17 protein-coding genes are annotated in these 17190 nt (G+C 38.6%); all 17 read right to left on the reverse strand.

Annotated features, from left to right (window positions below; genetic code table 11):
• Positions 1–61: 61 nt before the first annotated feature.
• Entirely contained in the window at positions 62–985 is a 924-nt protein-coding gene (trxB, locus tag MOO45_RS05635) for a thioredoxin-disulfide reductase (protein WP_249513952.1), read from the reverse strand.
• A gap of 69 nt (positions 986–1054) precedes the next feature.
• Positions 1055–1885, reverse strand: a complete 831-nt coding sequence (gene lgt / locus MOO45_RS05640) for a prolipoprotein diacylglyceryl transferase (protein WP_249513953.1) — start codon at positions 1883–1885, stop codon at positions 1055–1057.
• Between the two features lie 3 nt (positions 1886–1888).
• Entirely contained in the window at positions 1889–2827 is a 939-nt protein-coding gene (gene hprK, locus MOO45_RS05645) for an HPr(Ser) kinase/phosphatase (protein WP_249515177.1), read from the reverse strand.
• A gap of 5 nt (positions 2828–2832) precedes the next feature.
• On the reverse strand, positions 2833–3177 hold the full coding sequence (locus MOO45_RS05650) for a phage holin family protein (protein WP_249513954.1): 345 nt from the start codon (positions 3175–3177) through the stop codon (positions 2833–2835).
• Between the two features lie 235 nt (positions 3178–3412).
• On the reverse strand, positions 3413–4066 hold the full coding sequence (gene phoU, locus MOO45_RS05655) for a phosphate signaling complex protein PhoU (RefSeq protein WP_249513955.1): 654 nt from the start codon (positions 4064–4066) through the stop codon (positions 3413–3415).
• Positions 4067–4078: 12 nt separating this feature from the next.
• Positions 4079–4834 carry a phosphate ABC transporter ATP-binding protein PstB gene (gene pstB, locus MOO45_RS05660; RefSeq protein WP_249513956.1) on the reverse strand — a complete coding sequence of 252 codons (756 nt, stop codon included), beginning with the start codon at positions 4832–4834 and terminating at the stop codon, positions 4079–4081.
• Between the two features lie 11 nt (positions 4835–4845).
• The gene (gene pstB / locus MOO45_RS05665) at positions 4846–5646 is read right to left on the reverse strand and encodes a phosphate ABC transporter ATP-binding protein PstB (protein ID WP_249513957.1); all 801 of its coding nucleotides are present in this window, start codon (positions 5644–5646) and stop codon (positions 4846–4848) included.
• Position 5647: 1 nt separating this feature from the next.
• Complete coding sequence (pstA, locus tag MOO45_RS05670) at positions 5648–6532, reverse strand: phosphate ABC transporter permease PstA (RefSeq protein WP_249513958.1); 885 nt, start codon at positions 6530–6532, stop codon at positions 5648–5650.
• Entirely contained in the window at positions 6532–7449 is a 918-nt protein-coding gene (pstC, locus tag MOO45_RS05675) for a phosphate ABC transporter permease subunit PstC (protein ID WP_249513959.1), read from the reverse strand. Before pstC ends, pstA begins: the two co-directional genes overlap by 1 nt.
• An 11-nt stretch (positions 7450–7460) precedes the next feature.
• The gene (locus tag MOO45_RS05680; RefSeq protein ID WP_249513960.1) at positions 7461–8324 is read right to left on the reverse strand and encodes a phosphate ABC transporter substrate-binding protein PstS family protein; all 864 of its coding nucleotides are present in this window, start codon (positions 8322–8324) and stop codon (positions 7461–7463) included.
• Positions 8325–8480: 156 nt separating this feature from the next.
• Positions 8481–10157, reverse strand: coding sequence for a sensor histidine kinase (locus tag MOO45_RS05685; protein WP_249513961.1), 1677 nt, complete (start codon positions 10155–10157; stop codon positions 8481–8483).
• A 1-nt stretch (position 10158) separates the two neighbouring features.
• Positions 10159–10836, reverse strand: a complete 678-nt coding sequence (locus MOO45_RS05690) for a response regulator transcription factor (protein WP_249513962.1) — start codon at positions 10834–10836, stop codon at positions 10159–10161.
• A gap of 11 nt (positions 10837–10847) precedes the next feature.
• Positions 10848–11967 (reverse strand): peptide chain release factor 2 gene (prfB, locus tag MOO45_RS05695; protein ID WP_396022403.1). Its coding sequence is split into 2 segments (ribosomal slippage): positions 10848–11894 and positions 11896–11967, totalling 1119 coding nucleotides; the frame shifts between segments, so codons are not numbered across the junction.
• Between the two features lie 52 nt (positions 11968–12019).
• Positions 12020–14380, reverse strand: a complete 2361-nt coding sequence (secA, locus tag MOO45_RS05700; RefSeq protein ID WP_249513964.1) for a preprotein translocase subunit SecA — start codon at positions 14378–14380, stop codon at positions 12020–12022.
• Positions 14381–14588: 208 nt separating this feature from the next.
• Positions 14589–15143 (reverse strand): ribosome hibernation-promoting factor, HPF/YfiA family, encoded by a 555-nt coding sequence (gene hpf / locus MOO45_RS05705; protein ID WP_249513965.1) that lies wholly within the window; start codon positions 15141–15143, stop codon positions 14589–14591.
• 78 nt (positions 15144–15221) lie between these two features.
• Positions 15222–15905, reverse strand: a complete 684-nt coding sequence (locus MOO45_RS05710) for a ComF family protein (RefSeq protein ID WP_249513966.1) — start codon at positions 15903–15905, stop codon at positions 15222–15224.
• Positions 15898–17178 (reverse strand): DEAD/DEAH box helicase family protein, encoded by a 1281-nt coding sequence (locus MOO45_RS05715; protein WP_249513967.1) that lies wholly within the window; start codon positions 17176–17178, stop codon positions 15898–15900. The genes MOO45_RS05710 and MOO45_RS05715 overlap by 8 nt, the downstream gene beginning before the upstream one ends.
• Between the last annotated feature and the right edge of the window lie 12 nt (positions 17179–17190).

Below are 17190 nucleotides of genomic sequence, written 5' to 3' on the forward strand. Positions count from 1 at the left end.
TTTAATCAATCATATTATACCGTTTCCACGAAAAAAAGACTAACCTTGATGAGGATAGTCTTTAATCAGTCAACGTTTGTAAATAATCATAGGCGTGTTGGCCAGCCAAACCACCGTCCCCCACCGCTGTGGTAATTTGCCGTAAATCTTTCTTTCGAACATCACCAACGGCAAAAATTCCCGGCACCGGTGTTTGCATTCGTTCATCTGTAATGATCCAACCTGCGTCATCCAAAATTGGTAAATCTCGGAACATTTCGGTGTTAGGCTGAATACCGACATAAATAAAGACACCTGAAGCAGCAATTTGCTTTTGTTCGCCACTAACTTTATCACGATATTGCACGCCTGTAACTTTGTTATCCTCACCACTGATAGCTTGAACGTCAGCATTCCAAATGAAATTAATTTTATCATTCGCAAAAGCACGCTTTTGTAAAATTGGTTGAGCTCGTAACTGATCCCGCCGATGAATAATCGTCACCGACTTCGCTAACTGCGTTAAATAGACCCCTTCTTCAACCGCCGAATCACCGCCACCAATGACGACAACATCTTCACCCTTAAAAAAGGCTCCATCACAAACAGCACAATAAGACACACCCTTCCCAGAATATTCATTTTCGCCCGGCACACCAATTTTTTTATATTCTGAGCCTGTGGCAATCACAATAGTACCTGCTTTAAACTCTTCATCACTAGTTTTCACCAATTTATAAGTTTGATGATCTTCAATGGCCGTCACTGTACCATATTGATACTGTGCCCCAAATTGCGTCGCAGAATGATACATTTTTTCACTAAGATCAGGTCCTAAAATTGAATCAAAACCGGGATAATTCTCTACTTCGGCCGTATTATTCATTTGACCGCCATAAATTCCGCGATCCAAAATCAAAACCTGCAAATTAGCTCTGGAAGCGTATAAGGCTGCCGTTAAACCACCAGGACCAGCGCCGATAATAATTACATCATATTCTTGCATGCTAACCTCACTTATATCCAAATTAATCAACATCCTAAAATTTTCTATCAATAAATACGAATAATCTGCTTACTCAGGCGAAATTCCCGCTAAATTGCCTGCCAAATAATCCGGTTTATTATGACGCATACGCCGATAAATAATCGTCAAAATTGCGGCAACAAACAAAACCAATGACAACTGCTGGGAAACTCGTAAATTAAATAAGAAATACAAGCTATCTGAACGCAAACCTTCAATAAAGTAACGACCAAATGAATACCATAAGATATAACTCAAAAAGACTTCACCTTGCAGGAACAAATGCGGAATATGCCGCACACTCAAAATGATAATAAGACCAACTAAATTCCAGAGTGATTCATACAAAAAAGTGGGTTGACGGTAACTACCATTAATCAGCATCTGCTGAATAATAAAATGCGGTAAATGTAACGAAGTCAAAAAAGATTTAGACACCACACCACCATATGCCTCTTGATTCATAAAATTGCCCCAACGTCCAATAATTTGTCCCACTAAGAGACTGGGGGCTGCAATATCCAAGATTAACCAAATGGGTAACTTACGAATTCGTGTAAAAACAATTGTGACAATGAGCGCTGCGATCAAGCCACCATAGATTGCCAAACCACCGTGCCAAATTTTAATAATTTCACCCGGATTTTTGGAATAAAACGACCATTCAAACACAACATAGTATGTCCGCGCACCAATTAACGCAAAGGGAATGCCCCATAAAACCAAGTCAATTAAATCATCAGGTTTAACATTTCTTTTCGGAGCTTCTCGTAAAGCCAGTGCTAGACCCAATAACGCCCCAATGGCAATTAACAGACCGTACCAGCGAATCACAAAGGGCCCCAATTGTAAAAAGATTGGGTTTAAAGCTAACATCATTTACTAATCACTCTCCGAATTATGTTTAATTAAATTATTTAATTGGGTTTCAAATCTAGCTGAAGCATCGTAACCCATCTTTTTAGCGCGGTAATTCATTGCCGCCACTTCAATAATATTAGAAATATTCCGACCAACCTTGACCGGAATCGTCATACTGGCTACTTCCACATCAAAAATTTGTTCCGTTTTATTTTCAGTACCAATACGATCATAATTCACATCCGGCGACCAATTATTAAGATTAATAATCAGCGTTACTTCCATCGACGAACGCACTGCGCTAGCCCCAAACAGATTCATTACGTCAATGATGCCAATTCCGCGCACTTCCATCAAATTTTCCAAAATTTGTGGTGCTTCACCAACAATCGTATGTTCATTTTGTTGATAAACGTCCACCCGATCATCAGCAACCAAACGATGCCCATTTTTAATCAATTCTAAAGCCGTTTCGCTTTTACCAATTCCTGAATCACCCTTCAGCAAAATTCCCACACCGTAAACATCAATCAAAACACCATGAATACTCTTACGGGGAGCCAAAACTTTTTCCAAGTATTGTGTGATAATGTTAGAAACCCGCGTGGTGGTCAATGGAGAAACCAAAATTGGAATCTGATTTTCCTGAACAGCCCGTTGCATTTCACTAGAAGGCTCAATCCCCCGTGAAAAGACAAATGCAGGCGTTTTGGCAGTCGCCATTTCTTCCAAAATATGATAACGATTTTTCGAAGTCATCGCCCGTGCATAGGAAGTTTCCGTCTGCCCAAATAACTGAACTCGTTCAGCAGGATAGTAATCAAAATACCCTGTTAACTCAAGGCCAGGACGTGAAATCTCGCTTTCCGTCAATTCCCGTTCTACTAAAAATTCTGCACCACTATAAACTTGTAAATTCGTATTATCAATGAGATCTTTCACCGTGATCATTTTGTCAATACTCCTTATTTTCTTAAAACGTGATAACCAACGAACGCATTGGCGATGGACATAATAATTGCTACAATCATCGCTGCACCAAAGCCGTAGAACACAAAACCGCTCAACAACGCCGCGACAATTTCCAAAGTCAGGGCATTAATGACGATAGAAAACAACCCAAACGTTAAAAAAGTAATGGGAAACGAAACAATTTTTAAAATTGGCTTAATCGTCATATTCAACAAGACTAACACAAAACCCGCAATGACCGCCGTTAACCAATCATCCAAATAAAATATTGTAGGTAATAAGCGCGCAATGGCCATAAAGAGCAATGTATTAATCAAGGTTTGATAAATAATTTTCAAACTGAAACTCACTTTCACACTTGTTTGGATTAATTATAGCATAATGATTGACACCATTATGACAAGTAGCAAAAGATCAATTAACGACCGTAGTCATCAGGATCCCGTTCTGTATCTTTATCATATTCTTGTTTTTTGTATACATCCATCATGCTAAAAAATGATCAAAAAAATCCTCAAAATCACTTAGATTTTAGGGATTCCATAAAACTTATAATTTCTTTACTCGACAACTTCAACCCAACTCTGAAATCTTACCGCGCTTAAGATAGACGACCCATTCACACAAATTTGTGACATAATCGCCCATCCGCTCCAAATAAGTAGAAATCAGCATATAAGCAGTCCCGTCTTCCACAGTTTTGCCATTAGCTTTCATCTCAGTAATACAGATTTGATCGACATCATGCGCCAATTGATTCACATCATGATCCTGTTGAGATATGACAATCGCCTTTTGATCGTTTTCTTTTAAATAGGCGTCCAAAGCATCGCTGAACATCAAGTCTAACGCTTGGGCCATTTGCGCCAATAACTGCTTGGCTGGCACAATCGGTGCCTTATTTTGCAAACTAATGGTCGTACGAGCAATCCGCACTGCGTGATCCCCCATGCGTTCAAAATCTGAACTAGCTTTCAAAATTGTCACAATCCGCCGCAAATCTGACGTCACGGGTTGCTGCAACGCAATCAATTCAAACGAACGTTGTTCTAAATCAACTTCGCGATTATTAATCTTTTGATCCTCATCAATTACCTGTTGTGCTAAAATCAAATCATTTTTGTCAAAAGCAGTCATAGCTTTTTGAATGGATTCACGCACCATCATCGCCATTTCCGCAAATCGCACATGTAAACTATTTAATTCCGTTTCTAAATCACTGCGCATATTATCCTCTTTCTATCCGAAACGACCACTAATATAGTCTTCGGTTTTTTGTTGAGTGGGATTTAAAAAAATATTCTTAGTTTGATCCATTTCAATCAATTCGCCCTGATAAAAAAAGGCTGTTTGATCAGAAATCCTTGATGCCTGATGCATACTATGCGTGACAATCACCATTGTGTAATTTTTACGCAATTCTAGCAGCATTTTTTCTACCTGCGTTGCAGAAATCGGATCCAAGGCACTGGTAGGCTCATCTAACAAAACAACTTCAGGTTGCACTGCCAAGACACGTGCAATACAAACCCGTTGTTGCTGTCCACCTGATAATGCTAGCGCACTTTGATTCAATTTATCTTTGACATCATCCCAAATTGCCGCAGCTTTCAAGCTCGTTTCCACGGCTTCGTCCAAACGTTGACGATCACGAACACCTGCCAAACGCAAGCCATAAACTACATTATCATAAATCGAAAAAGGAAACGGATTTGGTTGTTGAAAGACCATTCCGACACGTTTGCGCAATTGGACCGTATCAGTGTTTGGCGCATAAATATCCTGACCTTCAAGCTTAATTTGACCTGTAATTTTGACTGTGGAAATCAAATCATTCATGCGATTCAGGCATCGTAAAAATGTAGATTTTCCACAACCTGAAGGACCAATCATTGCCGTAATCTCGTGTTGCTTAATTTGCATAGTAATACCCTTTAAAGCCTCTTTTGTACCATAAAATAAATGCACATCTTGGGCGGTAATTACTGCTTCCATGTTCGACTCCTTCAACCAAAATGTCCTGAAACATAATTTTCTGTTAATTGACATTTAGGGCGCGTGAAAATGCGACGAGTTTCATCAAATTCAATCATTGACCCCATATTAAAAAATGCCGTATAATCGCTAATTCGAGCAGCTTGTTGCATATTATGTGTCACAATAATAATTGTATACTGCTGTTTTAATTCCTGCATTGTATTTTCAATATTTGCCGTCGAAATCGGATCCAAAGCACTAGCCGGTTCGTCCATTAATAAAATATCCGGCTGCAAAGCTAACGCGCGTGCAATACATAAGCGTTGCTGTTGTCCACCTGACAATGCTAGCGCACTTTTATTCAAATCGTCTTTAACCTGATTCCACAACGAAGCCTGTTTTAAAGTCGTTTCCACAATTTCATCTAGCTGCTGTCGATCCTTAAAACCACGCCGTTGCAAAGCAAAAGTAATATTATCTCGAATAGATTTTGAAAATGGATTCGGTCGCTGAAACACCATCCCGATATGTTCTCTGACCGTATACACATCAACTGCAGACGTATTGATATCCACACCTCGATACATAATTTGACCTGTCACTTTGGACGATGCAATCGTATCATTCATCCGATTTAACGAACGTAAATAAGTGGACTTGCCAGAACCTGACGCCCCAATTAACGAAATAATTTTATAACGCTCAAATTGCAAATCAACACCATGTACCGCTTCTTTATCTCCATAAAATACGCTTAAATCGTGGGTTGTCAACGCAAACTCCGTTTTAGCCGGCAATGTTCTGGTATAAGTCTCTGGCCTTTTTGTCATCCTATTCTCCTGTTAAGTGCTGATATAATTTTTTACCAACAAACCGCGCCAGCAAGTTAAACAGCAACACTACAACAACCAAAACCAATGAAGCTCCCGCTGATACCGCCGCTGCATCCGGAATAAGACCTTCCGAATTAACTTTCCAGATATGCACTGCCAAAGTTTCGGCGGGACGCATTGGATTCAAAGGTGAGGTTAAACTTAGAATGTTCCAGTTCGTAAAATTCAGCGGGGGCGCACTCTGCCCAGCAGTATAAATCAAAGCCGCCGCCTCACCAAAAACACGTCCAGCAGCTAAGATAACGCCAGTCACTATGGAGGGTAAGCACTCTGGAATAATCACATGAATCACTGTTTCCCAACGCGATAGCCCTAACGCCAAGCCGGCTTCCCGTTGACTAACTGAAACTGATTGCAACGCATCTTCCATGCTCCGAACTAACAACGGTAAATTAAAAATCATCAAAGTCAAAGCACCCGATAAAATTGAAAATTGCAAATGAAAATTAATCACAAAAACTAAAAAACCGAATAATCCTACAACAATTGAAGGCAAAGAACTCAGCACTTCAATCGCCGAACTAATCCAATTAGTTAATTTCGGATTTTGAGCATATTCAGTTAAATAAATTGCAATTCCTAGGGCAAAGGGAAACGAAAAAAGCATTGACAAAACTAATAAATACAAGGAATTAAAAAGTTGCACACCAATTCCGCCTCCAGCTTGAAAACTTTTCGAAGCGCTGGTCAAAAAATGCCAATTCACAACTTTAATACCCGCCAACAAAATATATAGCAACAAAGCTAGTAAAATGATAATAATAGTTCCCGACATGATATAAATCACAATTGTGGCAATTTTATCAACTCGTTTGGGATTCATTACAATTCTCCTTTCCTAGCAATGTACTTAACAACAATATTGAAGAATAACGCCATAATTAATAACAGCAAGGCAAGCGACCACAAAGCGTTATTAGCCGTCGTTTTCATAATTGTATTGCCCATATTCATTGTCAAAACGCTCGTTAAAGTCGTTGAAGGCGAAGCCAAACTGCTGGGCATCAAGATTGCATTGCCGATAACCATCTGCACCGCCAAAGCCTCACCAAATGCCCGCGACATTCCGAAAATAATGGCAGTCATAATTCCTGGTGTTCCAGCACGTAAGACTACTTTATAAATTGTTTGCCATTGGGTCGCTCCTAACGCTAATGACGCTTCACGATAATATCTTGGTACTGCCTTTAACGCATCCACCGTCATCGAAGTAATCGTTGGCAAAATCATAACAAATAAAACTAAAGCACCCGCGAAGATTCCAAAGCCACTTCCACCAACTAATTTTTGGACAAAGGGGACCACCACGCCCAAGCCGATAAAACCGTAAACTACCGAAGGAATCCCGACTAATAACTCAATTACGGGTTGTAAAATCTGTTGTCCTTTCTTGGGGGCAATCTCGGTCATAAAAATGGCTGCTGCCAAAGCGAAGGGGGTTGCCAATAAAACTGCTAATAAAGTTACCGAAAAAGAACCAACAATCATTGGTAAAGCGCCAATTAACGGTCGGCGATGAATATCTAATTTGTCAGGACTCCACGTACTACCAGTGAAAAATGTCCACAAATTACCACGATCTTTGGTAAAAACGGCAACGCCTTTGGTAGCAATAAAAGCAAAAATCACTAAAACTAATAGTACAATCAGTAAAGTCAAACATTGTGTTACCAGTTTCCCCCGCCGTTCAATTCTGGCTGATAATGAACGCTGTTGGAGCTTTTTGGCAATTGAATCCATTAACCTTCTCCTTATAACTTCGTGGTTTGCCCCTGTGCATTTTGTTGATATCGCATCGCCTTAATAGGAATATAACGCATTTTGCGCACCTCATTTTGCTGAAATTTATCACTCAATAAATATCGGATAAAATCTTTTGTTAATTGATTAAGATTCTTGGTTGTATACATATGCTCATAAGACCAAATTTTCCAGCGATTATTTTGTACATTCTTAGCGGTAACCGCCACATGATCAACGGTCAAGGGCTTAAGATCACTACTCAAATACGGCAAAGCAACATAACTGATTGCCCCAGGCGTTTTCTTGACAATCTGCCGCACCATCCCACTGGAATCTTGTTCGGGTGCCCTTTTACTTGTTCGTCCCTGCATGACTTGTTGCTCAAATACGGTTCTGGTTCCACTCCCTTGGGCACGGTTAACTAATGAAATCTGCAAATTGGGACCACCAACTTCACGCCAATTCGTAATTTCACCAGCAAAAATAGCCTGCAATTGACTTAAAGACAAATTTTTAATAGCAACTTGTTTATTCACCACGGGAACCACGGCCACAACACAAACTTTATGATCAATTAAATTCTGGGCTTTAATGCCCTTTTTTTGCTCTGCAAACACATCAGAATTACCAATCGCCACAGCTCCCTGTTGAATTTGCGACAAGCCAGTGCCACTGCCACCACCTTGCACCGTGACAAATGCATTCGGGTGAATCTGATTATAGTTTTCACCGGCCGCCTCAACTAAAGGTTGCAAAGCTGAAGAACCAACCGCCGTGATGGTTTGCTCTTTAGATCCTGGACTTTTAGCACAACCACTTAATATCAGTAGTCCCACCCCCAAGACACCCAAATATTGCATTAGCTTTTTCATGTGTGTCGTCCTCCGCAGTTTACTGTAACAAATGCGTGTAAAAATTCGTTGTTAATTGTGTAAATTTTTTGTAAATTAAACTTTCCTAATTAATTTCAGCACGCTTGTACCAAAAAAAGCTAAGATTGTTCTTTATCAAACAATCTTAGCTCCTTCCTATAATGGCAAATGGACAAAAACAGTTGTCCCCTGCCCCAAAGTACTAGTTAATTTAATTGTCCCGTTTAAAGATTCTACCGATTTTTGCACAATTGATAGACCCAAACCAGTACCACCATTTTCCTTGCTTCGCGCTTTATCCGCTTGATAAAATCGCTCAAAAACACGAGATTGATCATCGTCACTTATACCGATACCCGTATCTTCAACTTTTATCTCCAAATCATTCTCAATCTCCTGATGATTTAAAATAACGTGCACTTGGCCCTGCGGAACATTATATTTCACCGCATTGTCAATTAAATTTTGCAAAATCTGTGTCAATTCAGTTAATGAAATGCGCACTTGGGGATTGCCTTGGAACTGTGTTTGAATTTGCAACTGCTTTTGATCAATGAGTGCCTGTTGTTGGATCAAAATTTTGGTAATTAAATCTTCTAAATTAATTTGTTCTGGCAATAAATCTCTGGGATGCTCTAATTGAGTTAATGCTAAAGAATCCTGAATTAATGACAACAAGCGTTTTGCTTCTTGTTGAATAATCCGAATAAATTTTACAGCTTGCTTAGGATCATCTTTAGCACCATTGAGCAAGGTTTCTGCAAAACCCAAAATAGCTGTCACGGGAGTTTTCAGTTCATGACTAACATTGCCCACAAAATCTTGTTGCTGTTGCTCAATTTGATGAACATCTGTCAAATCATACAAAATCACAATAACTTGTTGTTCAACATCATCTTTGGTATGGGCGATGCGAATCACATTTGCATCAACCATGCGCTTAGAATCACCTAATAATTGAATTTCTCGATGATGATTCCGATTCTTGCTTAAAGTATGTTCCACCATGCGGCTCAAAGAATAAGTTTGAATATCTTCAATAAACGGATGCGGATCATCAGCAATATTTTTACCTAAAATCACTGCCATTGCTTGATTATGCAAAATAACATTGCCCTGATGATCTAACAACATGACGCCCACAGGCAGATGTCGCATCAAACCTTGAAAACGGCGTTTGAGCAGAACATTATTCTCTAACAAATCATTATTGTGCTGATCCAAGGTATTTACCGTTTGAATCAATTCAGTATAAGGCGTATGGTCCAAAACCACTAAAGAATCGGTATATTTATTAGCTTGAATTTGCTTCAACTTCTGAATAACTGCTCGAATATATAAACGTTGCTGCCGATAAGTTAGATATTGACTAATCAGCAAAATGAGCCACAAGAAAGTGTAAATAACCGTAAATAAGAAAATTAAATTAGACTCTGCCCAAATTGAGTGATATTTTTTGACAATAATCTTGGGATGCACCGCACTAGTTGAATCTAATAAATAAAAAATATATTGAGAATTATGATAATTCCTAATTTGATACGGATTATCATTATTTAACAAATCCTGATTAACCAAATCATGTGCTTGCTTTTGCAAATGAGTTTTCGGTTTTGCACTGTCTGTCGCAATATATAACTGATGATCCTGGGACCAAGATGAAAAATATTGTTTCCCCGAATCACGTTTCAAAACTCCATAATCTTCACGCAAAGCAGCCAAATGATTAATCTGACTTTGCTTATTAAATTGCACCATAATAATTAAACAAAAACTATAAATAAAAATTCCTATAATTGCTGTGAAAAGAATGGTTTGTCGATGCCGTTTCATCCTAATCTCCCTTAAGCGTTAAACGATAACCAAATCCCCGAATTGTTTGTAGATATTGCGGACGTTTTGGATCCTGCTCAATCTTATCACGCAAATGACTGATCTGAATATCAATTGCTCGCGAATCCGGCATGCGTTCTGGCTTTTGTTGCCACAAATGTTCCATTAATTGTTCGCGTGTCAAAGTTCGATTCGCATTGACATAAAGAAAATCAAACAGCTTGTACTCAGTTTTCGTCAGTGATACTAACTGACCTCGCACCAAAACTTCAAAATTATCACGATCTAATACCAAAGAAGTTGTTGGTTGAACAGCTTTTTGGCGTCGTAACACAGCATTAATTCGTGCCAATAACTCCTTAACTTCAAAAGGTTTGGTTACATAATCATCAGCACCCAGATTCAAGCCTTGTACTTTTTGGTCTGCTTGATCCTTGGCTGTCAATATAATAATCGGCACCAAATTTTGTCGCGTACGCAGCTGCTGCATTAACTGTAGACCATTTATTTTAGGTAACATTAAGTCCAGCAAAATCAAGTCAAATTCTTGTTGCGCGATTTGATTCAGCGCTTGTTGACCATCAAAAGCCGTCACCACGAAATAATGATTTTGCTCTAGATTATATTTTAATAATTCCACTAATGCAGGTTCATCATCCACAACTAGAATTTTTTTCATAATTTTCTTTCTTATGCCGTACGTTCCTGTTGAAAACGCCACTGTAAATAAGCATTAATAAATGGATCCAAACCACCATCCATCACCGCCTGACCGTTACCAGTTTCAAAGTTGCTTCGATGATCTTTCACCATTGTATATGGATGAAAAACATAGGACCGAATTTGTGAACCCCAACCAATCTCCAATTGTTCACCTTTCAAAGCGGCCGCTTTTTGAGCTTGTTCTTCCTGCTCTTTTTGATAAAGTTTAGCTCGCAACATATTCATTGCTGTCGCTCGATTTTGAATCTGCGAACGTTGCGCCTGAGAACTAGTGACAATCCCCGTTGGCAAATGGGTAATGCGAACCGCCGACGAAGTCTTATTGATGTGTTGTCCACCGGCACCACTGGAACGAAATACATCAACCCGCAAATCATCAGGATTAATATCAATATTAATCGTTTGATCTAATTCGGGCATAACTTCTACAGAAGCAAATGATGTATGTCTGCGACCTGCTGAATCAAACGGCGAAATACGTACTAAACGATGGACCCCATGTTCTGAGCGCAACAATCCGTACGCATTCTGCCCCTTAATTAATAAAGAAACACTCTTTAAGCCTGCTTCATCCCCAGCTTGATAATCGGCTAATTCGACCGTAAATTGATGTTGTTTTGCCCACCGTTCATACATTCGTAATAACATCGAACCCCAATCTTGAGATTCCGTACCGCCAGCTCCGGGATGAATTTCTAAAATCGCGTTATTCGCATCATATGGTTGATTCAACAACATCGTAATTTCATATTGCTGCAAATTCTGCTGTAAACTTTGCCAGTCATGTTCAGCAGACTGCTTCAATTCCTGATCTTGTGGTTCTTCTTCTAATAACTCAAGTGTAACGGTTAACGCCTCAACATCTGTTTGCAACCGCATAAAGGTCTCGTATTTAGCCTTTAAACGTTTTTGTTCTTCAATTACTTGTTGTGCTTGATCTTGCTTTTGCCAAAAATCATTTTGACTCATACGATGATCATTTTGCGCAATCGCTTCTTGCAAATCATCTAAGTCAAAGAGACCCCCTAAATTGTTCGATTTTGTTCGTTGCCCATTGAATGTTATCTTTTAATTCTGCTAATTCCATTAAGTTACGACCTCACTTTTTGAAAAAAGCAGGCTAATTAAGCCTGCTTTTTTTATCTTTGAGCATTCTCACGAATTTCCGCTTTCATGAATAGTTGCGTCACATCGTATTCAATTTGAGCAACCATACTTTCAAACATTCGAAAACCCTCTTCTTGATATTCCACCAAAGGATTCATCTGTCCATACCCACGTAAACCAATTGATTGACGCAATTGATCCATCGCATCAATATGATTGGTCCAATGTTCATCGACCACGCGCAAAATTACTACTTTTTGAAATTCTAACATTTGTTGTTCATCTTGAAGCTGATGTTGTTTTTGATCATAATTTTCTTGAACTAATTGATCAAATAATTGATACAATTCATCCGCTATTTTATGATCCAAATCTGAACGTTTTAACTGCTGAGGACTGGTTAAAACGGTAATAGCAAAATCATAAATACCATCTAAGTCCCAATCTTTTTCTTCACCGTTAGTCCGCGCATCAATTGCGCTTTTAATAGTTCGTTGCATCATTGGCATCAAAACGTCTTTTAAACTTTTTTCTTCGGTAATAACTTGCATGCGCTGCTTGTAAATAACTTCACGTTGTTCCCGCATAACATCGTCATACTGTAAAGTGTTCTTACGAGTATCGTAATTATTACCTTCAACTCGTTTTTGAGCTGACTCCACTTGGCGCGTAATCATATGACTTTGAATGACCGCATCATCATCATCAACTTTAAACGCTGATAAAACTTTTTTGATTTTCTCAGAACCAAAACGTTTCATCAAATCGTCCTCTAAAGACATATAAAAAATAGTTGCGCCCGGATCACCTTGACGTCCCGAACGTCCTCGTAACTGATTATCAATCCGCCGTGATTCGTGTCTTTCAGTACCAATCACACAGAGACCACCAATTTCACGCACTCCAGGTCCTAATTTGATATCAGTTCCCCGACCAGCCATGTTCGTAGCAATCGTTACGGCACCCCTTTGACCGGCACGCGAAATAATCTCAGCTTCTTTGGCATGATTCTTGGCATTTAAGACCGAATGTGGGATATGTGCCTTGTTTAACTGCTGTGATAAATATTCAGAAGTTTCCACAGCAACTGTTCCGACTAAAATCGGTTGCCCCTTGGCATGGCGTTCCTTAATGTCAGCAATGACTGCTTTAAACTTACTATTCAAAGTAGGATACAAAACATCAGGATAATCAATTCTCGCAATAGGCTTATTCGTCGGAATCGTAATAACTTCCATATTATAAATTTCTCGGAATTCTTCTTCTTCCGTTTTGGCCGTTCCGGTCATTCCTGATAACTTGTCATACATTCTAAAGAAGTTTTGATAGGTGATGTTCGCCATCGTTTTGGTTTCATCCTGAATGGGCACACCTTCTTTAGCTTCAATCGCTTGATGCAAACCATCGGAAAAGCGTCGACCTTCCATGACCCGCCCCGTAAAGGAATCAACGATCATGATTTTTTTATCGTTAACCACATAATCTTTATCTAATTCCATAATGTAATTAGCCCGTAAAGCTTGATCAATATGGTGATTTAATAAAGTATTATCAATATCGTACAAATTCTTTAACGCAAAAGTTTTTTCACCTTTTTTAATACCACTTTCGGTTAAACCAATCGTCTTAGTGGGCCAATCAATTTTATAATCAACTTCATTCAAAGATTTGACAAAACGATCAGCACGTAGATATAAAGCAGTTGATTGCTCAGCTTGTCCCGAAATAATTAATGGTGTCCGCGCTTCATCAATCAAAATTGAATCCACTTCATCAACAATCGCATAATTTAACGGTCGCTGCACCATCTGATCTTTATAAACGACCATATTGTCACGCAAATAATCAAAACCTAATTCACTGTTAGTGGAATAGGTGATATCGCAATTATAAGCTGCTCGTTTTTCCTCTGAATCCTTCGAATTCAAATTCAAGCCAACGCTTAAACCAAGCCAATTATACAACTGACCCATTTCTTCAGCGTCACGTTGTGACAAGTACTCGTTCACGGTGACCACGTGAACACCCTTGCCACTTAACGCATTCAAATAAACCGGTAAAGTTGCCGTTAAAGTCTTACCTTCACCAGTTTTCATTTCAGCAATATTACCTTCATGCAAAGTAATACCACCAATTAATTGTACCCGAAATGGATACAGACCCAAAACGCGCTTGGCCGCTTCACGGGCTGTCGCAAAAGCTTCAGGTAATAAATCATCTAACGTTTCACCGTGTTGTAATCGTTCTTTAAATGCTGGGGTTTTAGCTTGCAATGCAGAATCAGAAAGTTGTGCGTATTCGTCAGCGTAAACTTCAACTTTATCCGCAATTCGACCCATGCGGTTAACTTCGCGCTTATCGCTTTCCACCCATTTTTTTATTGGATTCGCCATTTATTTAAATCTCTCCTGTACTTTCAAAAATCTGGTACATCTTTATTATCTTATCATTTTAATTGCCATAATTAAACTACAATCGAATTTTATCCCCAAACATCAAACCAGTAAAAATGTGGACTTAAAAACTCTACAACGGCAGTTCCTTGATCAGGTAAAATCAAAATCCAATCCAGCAAACCAGCTATTATAGAGTTTTTGTCAATTACTCATCTGTTTCAATCAAACCGTACCGACCATCTTTACGCTTATAAACAATACTTGTACCATTGGTTTGGGCATCTTCAAATACAAAGAAATTATGACCCAACATATCCATCTGTAAAACAGCTTCTTGAGCATCCATTGGTTTTAAGGAAACCCGCTTTGTTCGTACAATAGGTAGTTCTTTGGAACTATCTTCATTTTCTGTCAGAACGTCCGGTCCTGTCAAATCAAAATCTTTAATTCCCTTTTCACGCGATTTACGATTAATTCTAGTTTTATACTTCCGAATTTGCCGCTCTAATTTTTCAAAAACAGCATCAATTCCCTTATACATATCGGAATCAGTCTTTTCCGCACGTAAAATCAAATACGGCAACGGAATAGTTACTTCAACTTTGGAGGTCTTATCACTATAAACTTTTAAATTCACATGTGCAATTGGTCGATCCACATCTTTAAAATACTTGTTTAAATTACTTAAACGTTTTTCAACGTAATTACGGATTGCATCAGTTACTTCAATATTTTCTCCACGGACATTAATTGTTAACATGAAGAACGCCTCTTTCCGTCATCATTTGGACTTTTTAAGCCCAATTTCATTATAGTAAGTTCGCTACTAAAAAGCCAATTATCTAGCTAATGAAAATGAGCTAATCTTTCCCTGAAAACCAACTTGCCGTAAGCAATCATATGCATGTAAAATCGTCCGTCCAGTTGTATAAATATCATCAACAATCAAAATTTGCGGTGCCTGTAAAATAGAGTTAAAGCGCTGATTAAATCTTAGAAATTGAGGCGTCTGTAATCGTTCTTGACGGTTTTTTTGTGCCTGGGCTTGTGGTGTCGGTAATTTGACCAATGCTGGGGTTAAGGTCACTAAATCTTTGAACAAGCCAACAACTGGATCAAACTGTCTTTGTTGCAAATGATCTTTAGCACTAGGAATATAGATCACCGGACCTTTGACAGTATGCAATTTATGCGCAAGTAATTTCTGAAAGCAGTTGCGCAACTGATAATCTCCATAGCGTTTGTAACGTTTAAAATAATCATGCATCGCTTCATTATATCGAAACAACGCTTGATGGGTTAAGTCTTGATAACCTTGTTGTTGCCACAATTGACAATCATGGCAAATATCTTGCGTATTTGGCTTAAAACATTTTGGACAATATGGCGGGGTTATAAAACTAAATTCTTGTAAGCATTGTTGACATATTGGTAAAGGATCAATTGCTTGCAGACCTAGAATTTGACTAGGCTTCAATTCGAAAATAATTGCACTTTGACAAAGTAAACACCTTTCAACCATGATTTAAACGCTTAATCTGTTGAATAGCTGCGACAATATTTTGGTTATAAGTCTCACCAAAAAACCAAACTTGATTATCACTATGCTCAATGCTCCGCCCTGCCCGTCCAGCAATTTGAATTAATGATTGCATTGTAAAACGCTTAGAATCAGCTTGCCAAACTAAAACATCAACATCAAAAAATGTCACACCACGTTCCAAAACAGTTGTTGTCACTAAAGCAGACCATTTTTGTTTGCGAAATGCCTGCACTTTTTCTTGACGTTTAGGATCTTTGGCGTGTACAAATGTCTGTTGGAAATTAGGCAGCCAAATTTTTAATAAGTTAGAAATCTGTTCAGCTTGTTTGATACTATCCACAAATAACAAAAAACGTTGATGTTGAGTAATAAGTTGTTTAATGATTCGCTGTAACCGTTGATTTAATTTATTAAAGCGAACATTCGTAATCAAACAATACTTAGGAACTGGAAGATCTTGGCCGTGAAATCGACGATTTAAAACACTATAACTTAATTGTTGTTTCATTAACTTTTGATATTCACGACTCGGTGTAGCTGTTAACGACAATAAGCAATGATCCATCTTCAATGCTTGTTCCAAAGCATGATGCAACATTACGTTATTTACATATGGATATGAATCACATTCATCCAAAATTATCAGATCAAAGGCACGATAAAATTTTAATAATTGATGAATCGTACAGACCAATAATTGCGAGTATTGATAAGGATGTGGATTCTGTCCGTGCATTAATTGCAAACTGACCGCTTGAAAAGCTTGTTGCAAGCGTGGATAAATCTCATTACAAACATCAATCCGTGGTGCTACCCAAGCAATTCGTTCTTGTTTTAAAATGGCTTGCTGCAAAACTGGAAATAACATTTCCGTTTTACCGCTCCCTGTAACCGCCCAAACTAAATGATCTTCTTGCTTATTTTCTAATTGACATAACTTTTGAGCAATTTTAGCTTGAGCGGCAGTTAACTTCCCTTGCCAAGACAAGGGCGCCACTAATTTTGGAAAATGATTTTGTTCAGCAAAGGCCAACAAATAATCTTGATTTGTTAACCGTCCTAATGCAATGCAGTCCGGACAATAAAACAAACCTTTTGTAATACTATAAGCACTACGTTTGTTAATCATCCGACAACGTTGACAAAGAAACCGATCCCCCTTAAGCTCAATGAGAGCTGGTCTTTTTGCTGGAGAAGGATCATCTGCAGTTGTCACCATCAAGCGACCTGACAATTGATCTGTATCTAACATCGTCTTACCCTC

The sequence above is a fragment of the Bombilactobacillus folatiphilus genome (assembly GCF_023380265.1).
Lineage (GTDB): Bacteria > Bacillota > Bacilli > Lactobacillales > Lactobacillaceae > Bombilactobacillus > Bombilactobacillus folatiphilus.

Excerpts from the sequence above, each read along its gene's own strand:
- trxB (WP_249513952.1), bottom strand. The coding sequence starts at position 985 with ATGCAAGAATATGATGTAATTATTATCGGCGCTGGTCCTGGTGGTTTA.
- lgt (WP_249513953.1), bottom strand. The coding sequence starts at position 1,885 with ATGATGTTAGCTTTAAACCCAATCTTTTTACAATTGGGGCCCTTTGTG.
- phoU (WP_249513955.1), bottom strand. The coding sequence starts at position 4,066 with ATGCGCAGTGATTTAGAAACGGAATTAAATAGTTTACATGTGCGATTT.
- pstB (WP_249513956.1), bottom strand. The coding sequence starts at position 4,834 with ATGGAAGCAGTAATTACCGCCCAAGATGTGCATTTATTTTATGGTACA.
- pstB (WP_249513957.1), bottom strand. The coding sequence starts at position 5,646 with ATGACAAAAAGGCCAGAGACTTATACCAGAACATTGCCGGCTAAAACG.
- pstA (WP_249513958.1), bottom strand. The coding sequence starts at position 6,532 with ATGAATCCCAAACGAGTTGATAAAATTGCCACAATTGTGATTTATATC.
- pstC (WP_249513959.1), bottom strand. The coding sequence starts at position 7,449 with ATGGATTCAATTGCCAAAAAGCTCCAACAGCGTTCATTATCAGCCAGA.
- MOO45_RS05680 (WP_249513960.1), bottom strand. The coding sequence starts at position 8,324 with ATGAAAAAGCTAATGCAATATTTGGGTGTCTTGGGGGTGGGACTACTG.
- MOO45_RS05685 (WP_249513961.1), bottom strand. The coding sequence starts at position 10,157 with ATGAAACGGCATCGACAAACCATTCTTTTCACAGCAATTATAGGAATT.
- MOO45_RS05690 (WP_249513962.1), bottom strand. The coding sequence starts at position 10,836 with ATGAAAAAAATTCTAGTTGTGGATGATGAACCTGCATTAGTGGAATTA.
- secA (WP_249513964.1), bottom strand. The coding sequence starts at position 14,380 with ATGGCGAATCCAATAAAAAAATGGGTGGAAAGCGATAAGCGCGAAGTT.
- hpf (WP_249513965.1), bottom strand. The coding sequence starts at position 15,143 with ATGTTAACAATTAATGTCCGTGGAGAAAATATTGAAGTAACTGATGCA.
- MOO45_RS05710 (WP_249513966.1), bottom strand. The coding sequence starts at position 15,905 with ATGGTTGAAAGGTGTTTACTTTGTCAAAGTGCAATTATTTTCGAATTG.
- MOO45_RS05715 (WP_249513967.1), bottom strand. The coding sequence starts at position 17,178 with ATGTTAGATACAGATCAATTGTCAGGTCGCTTGATGGTGACAACTGCA.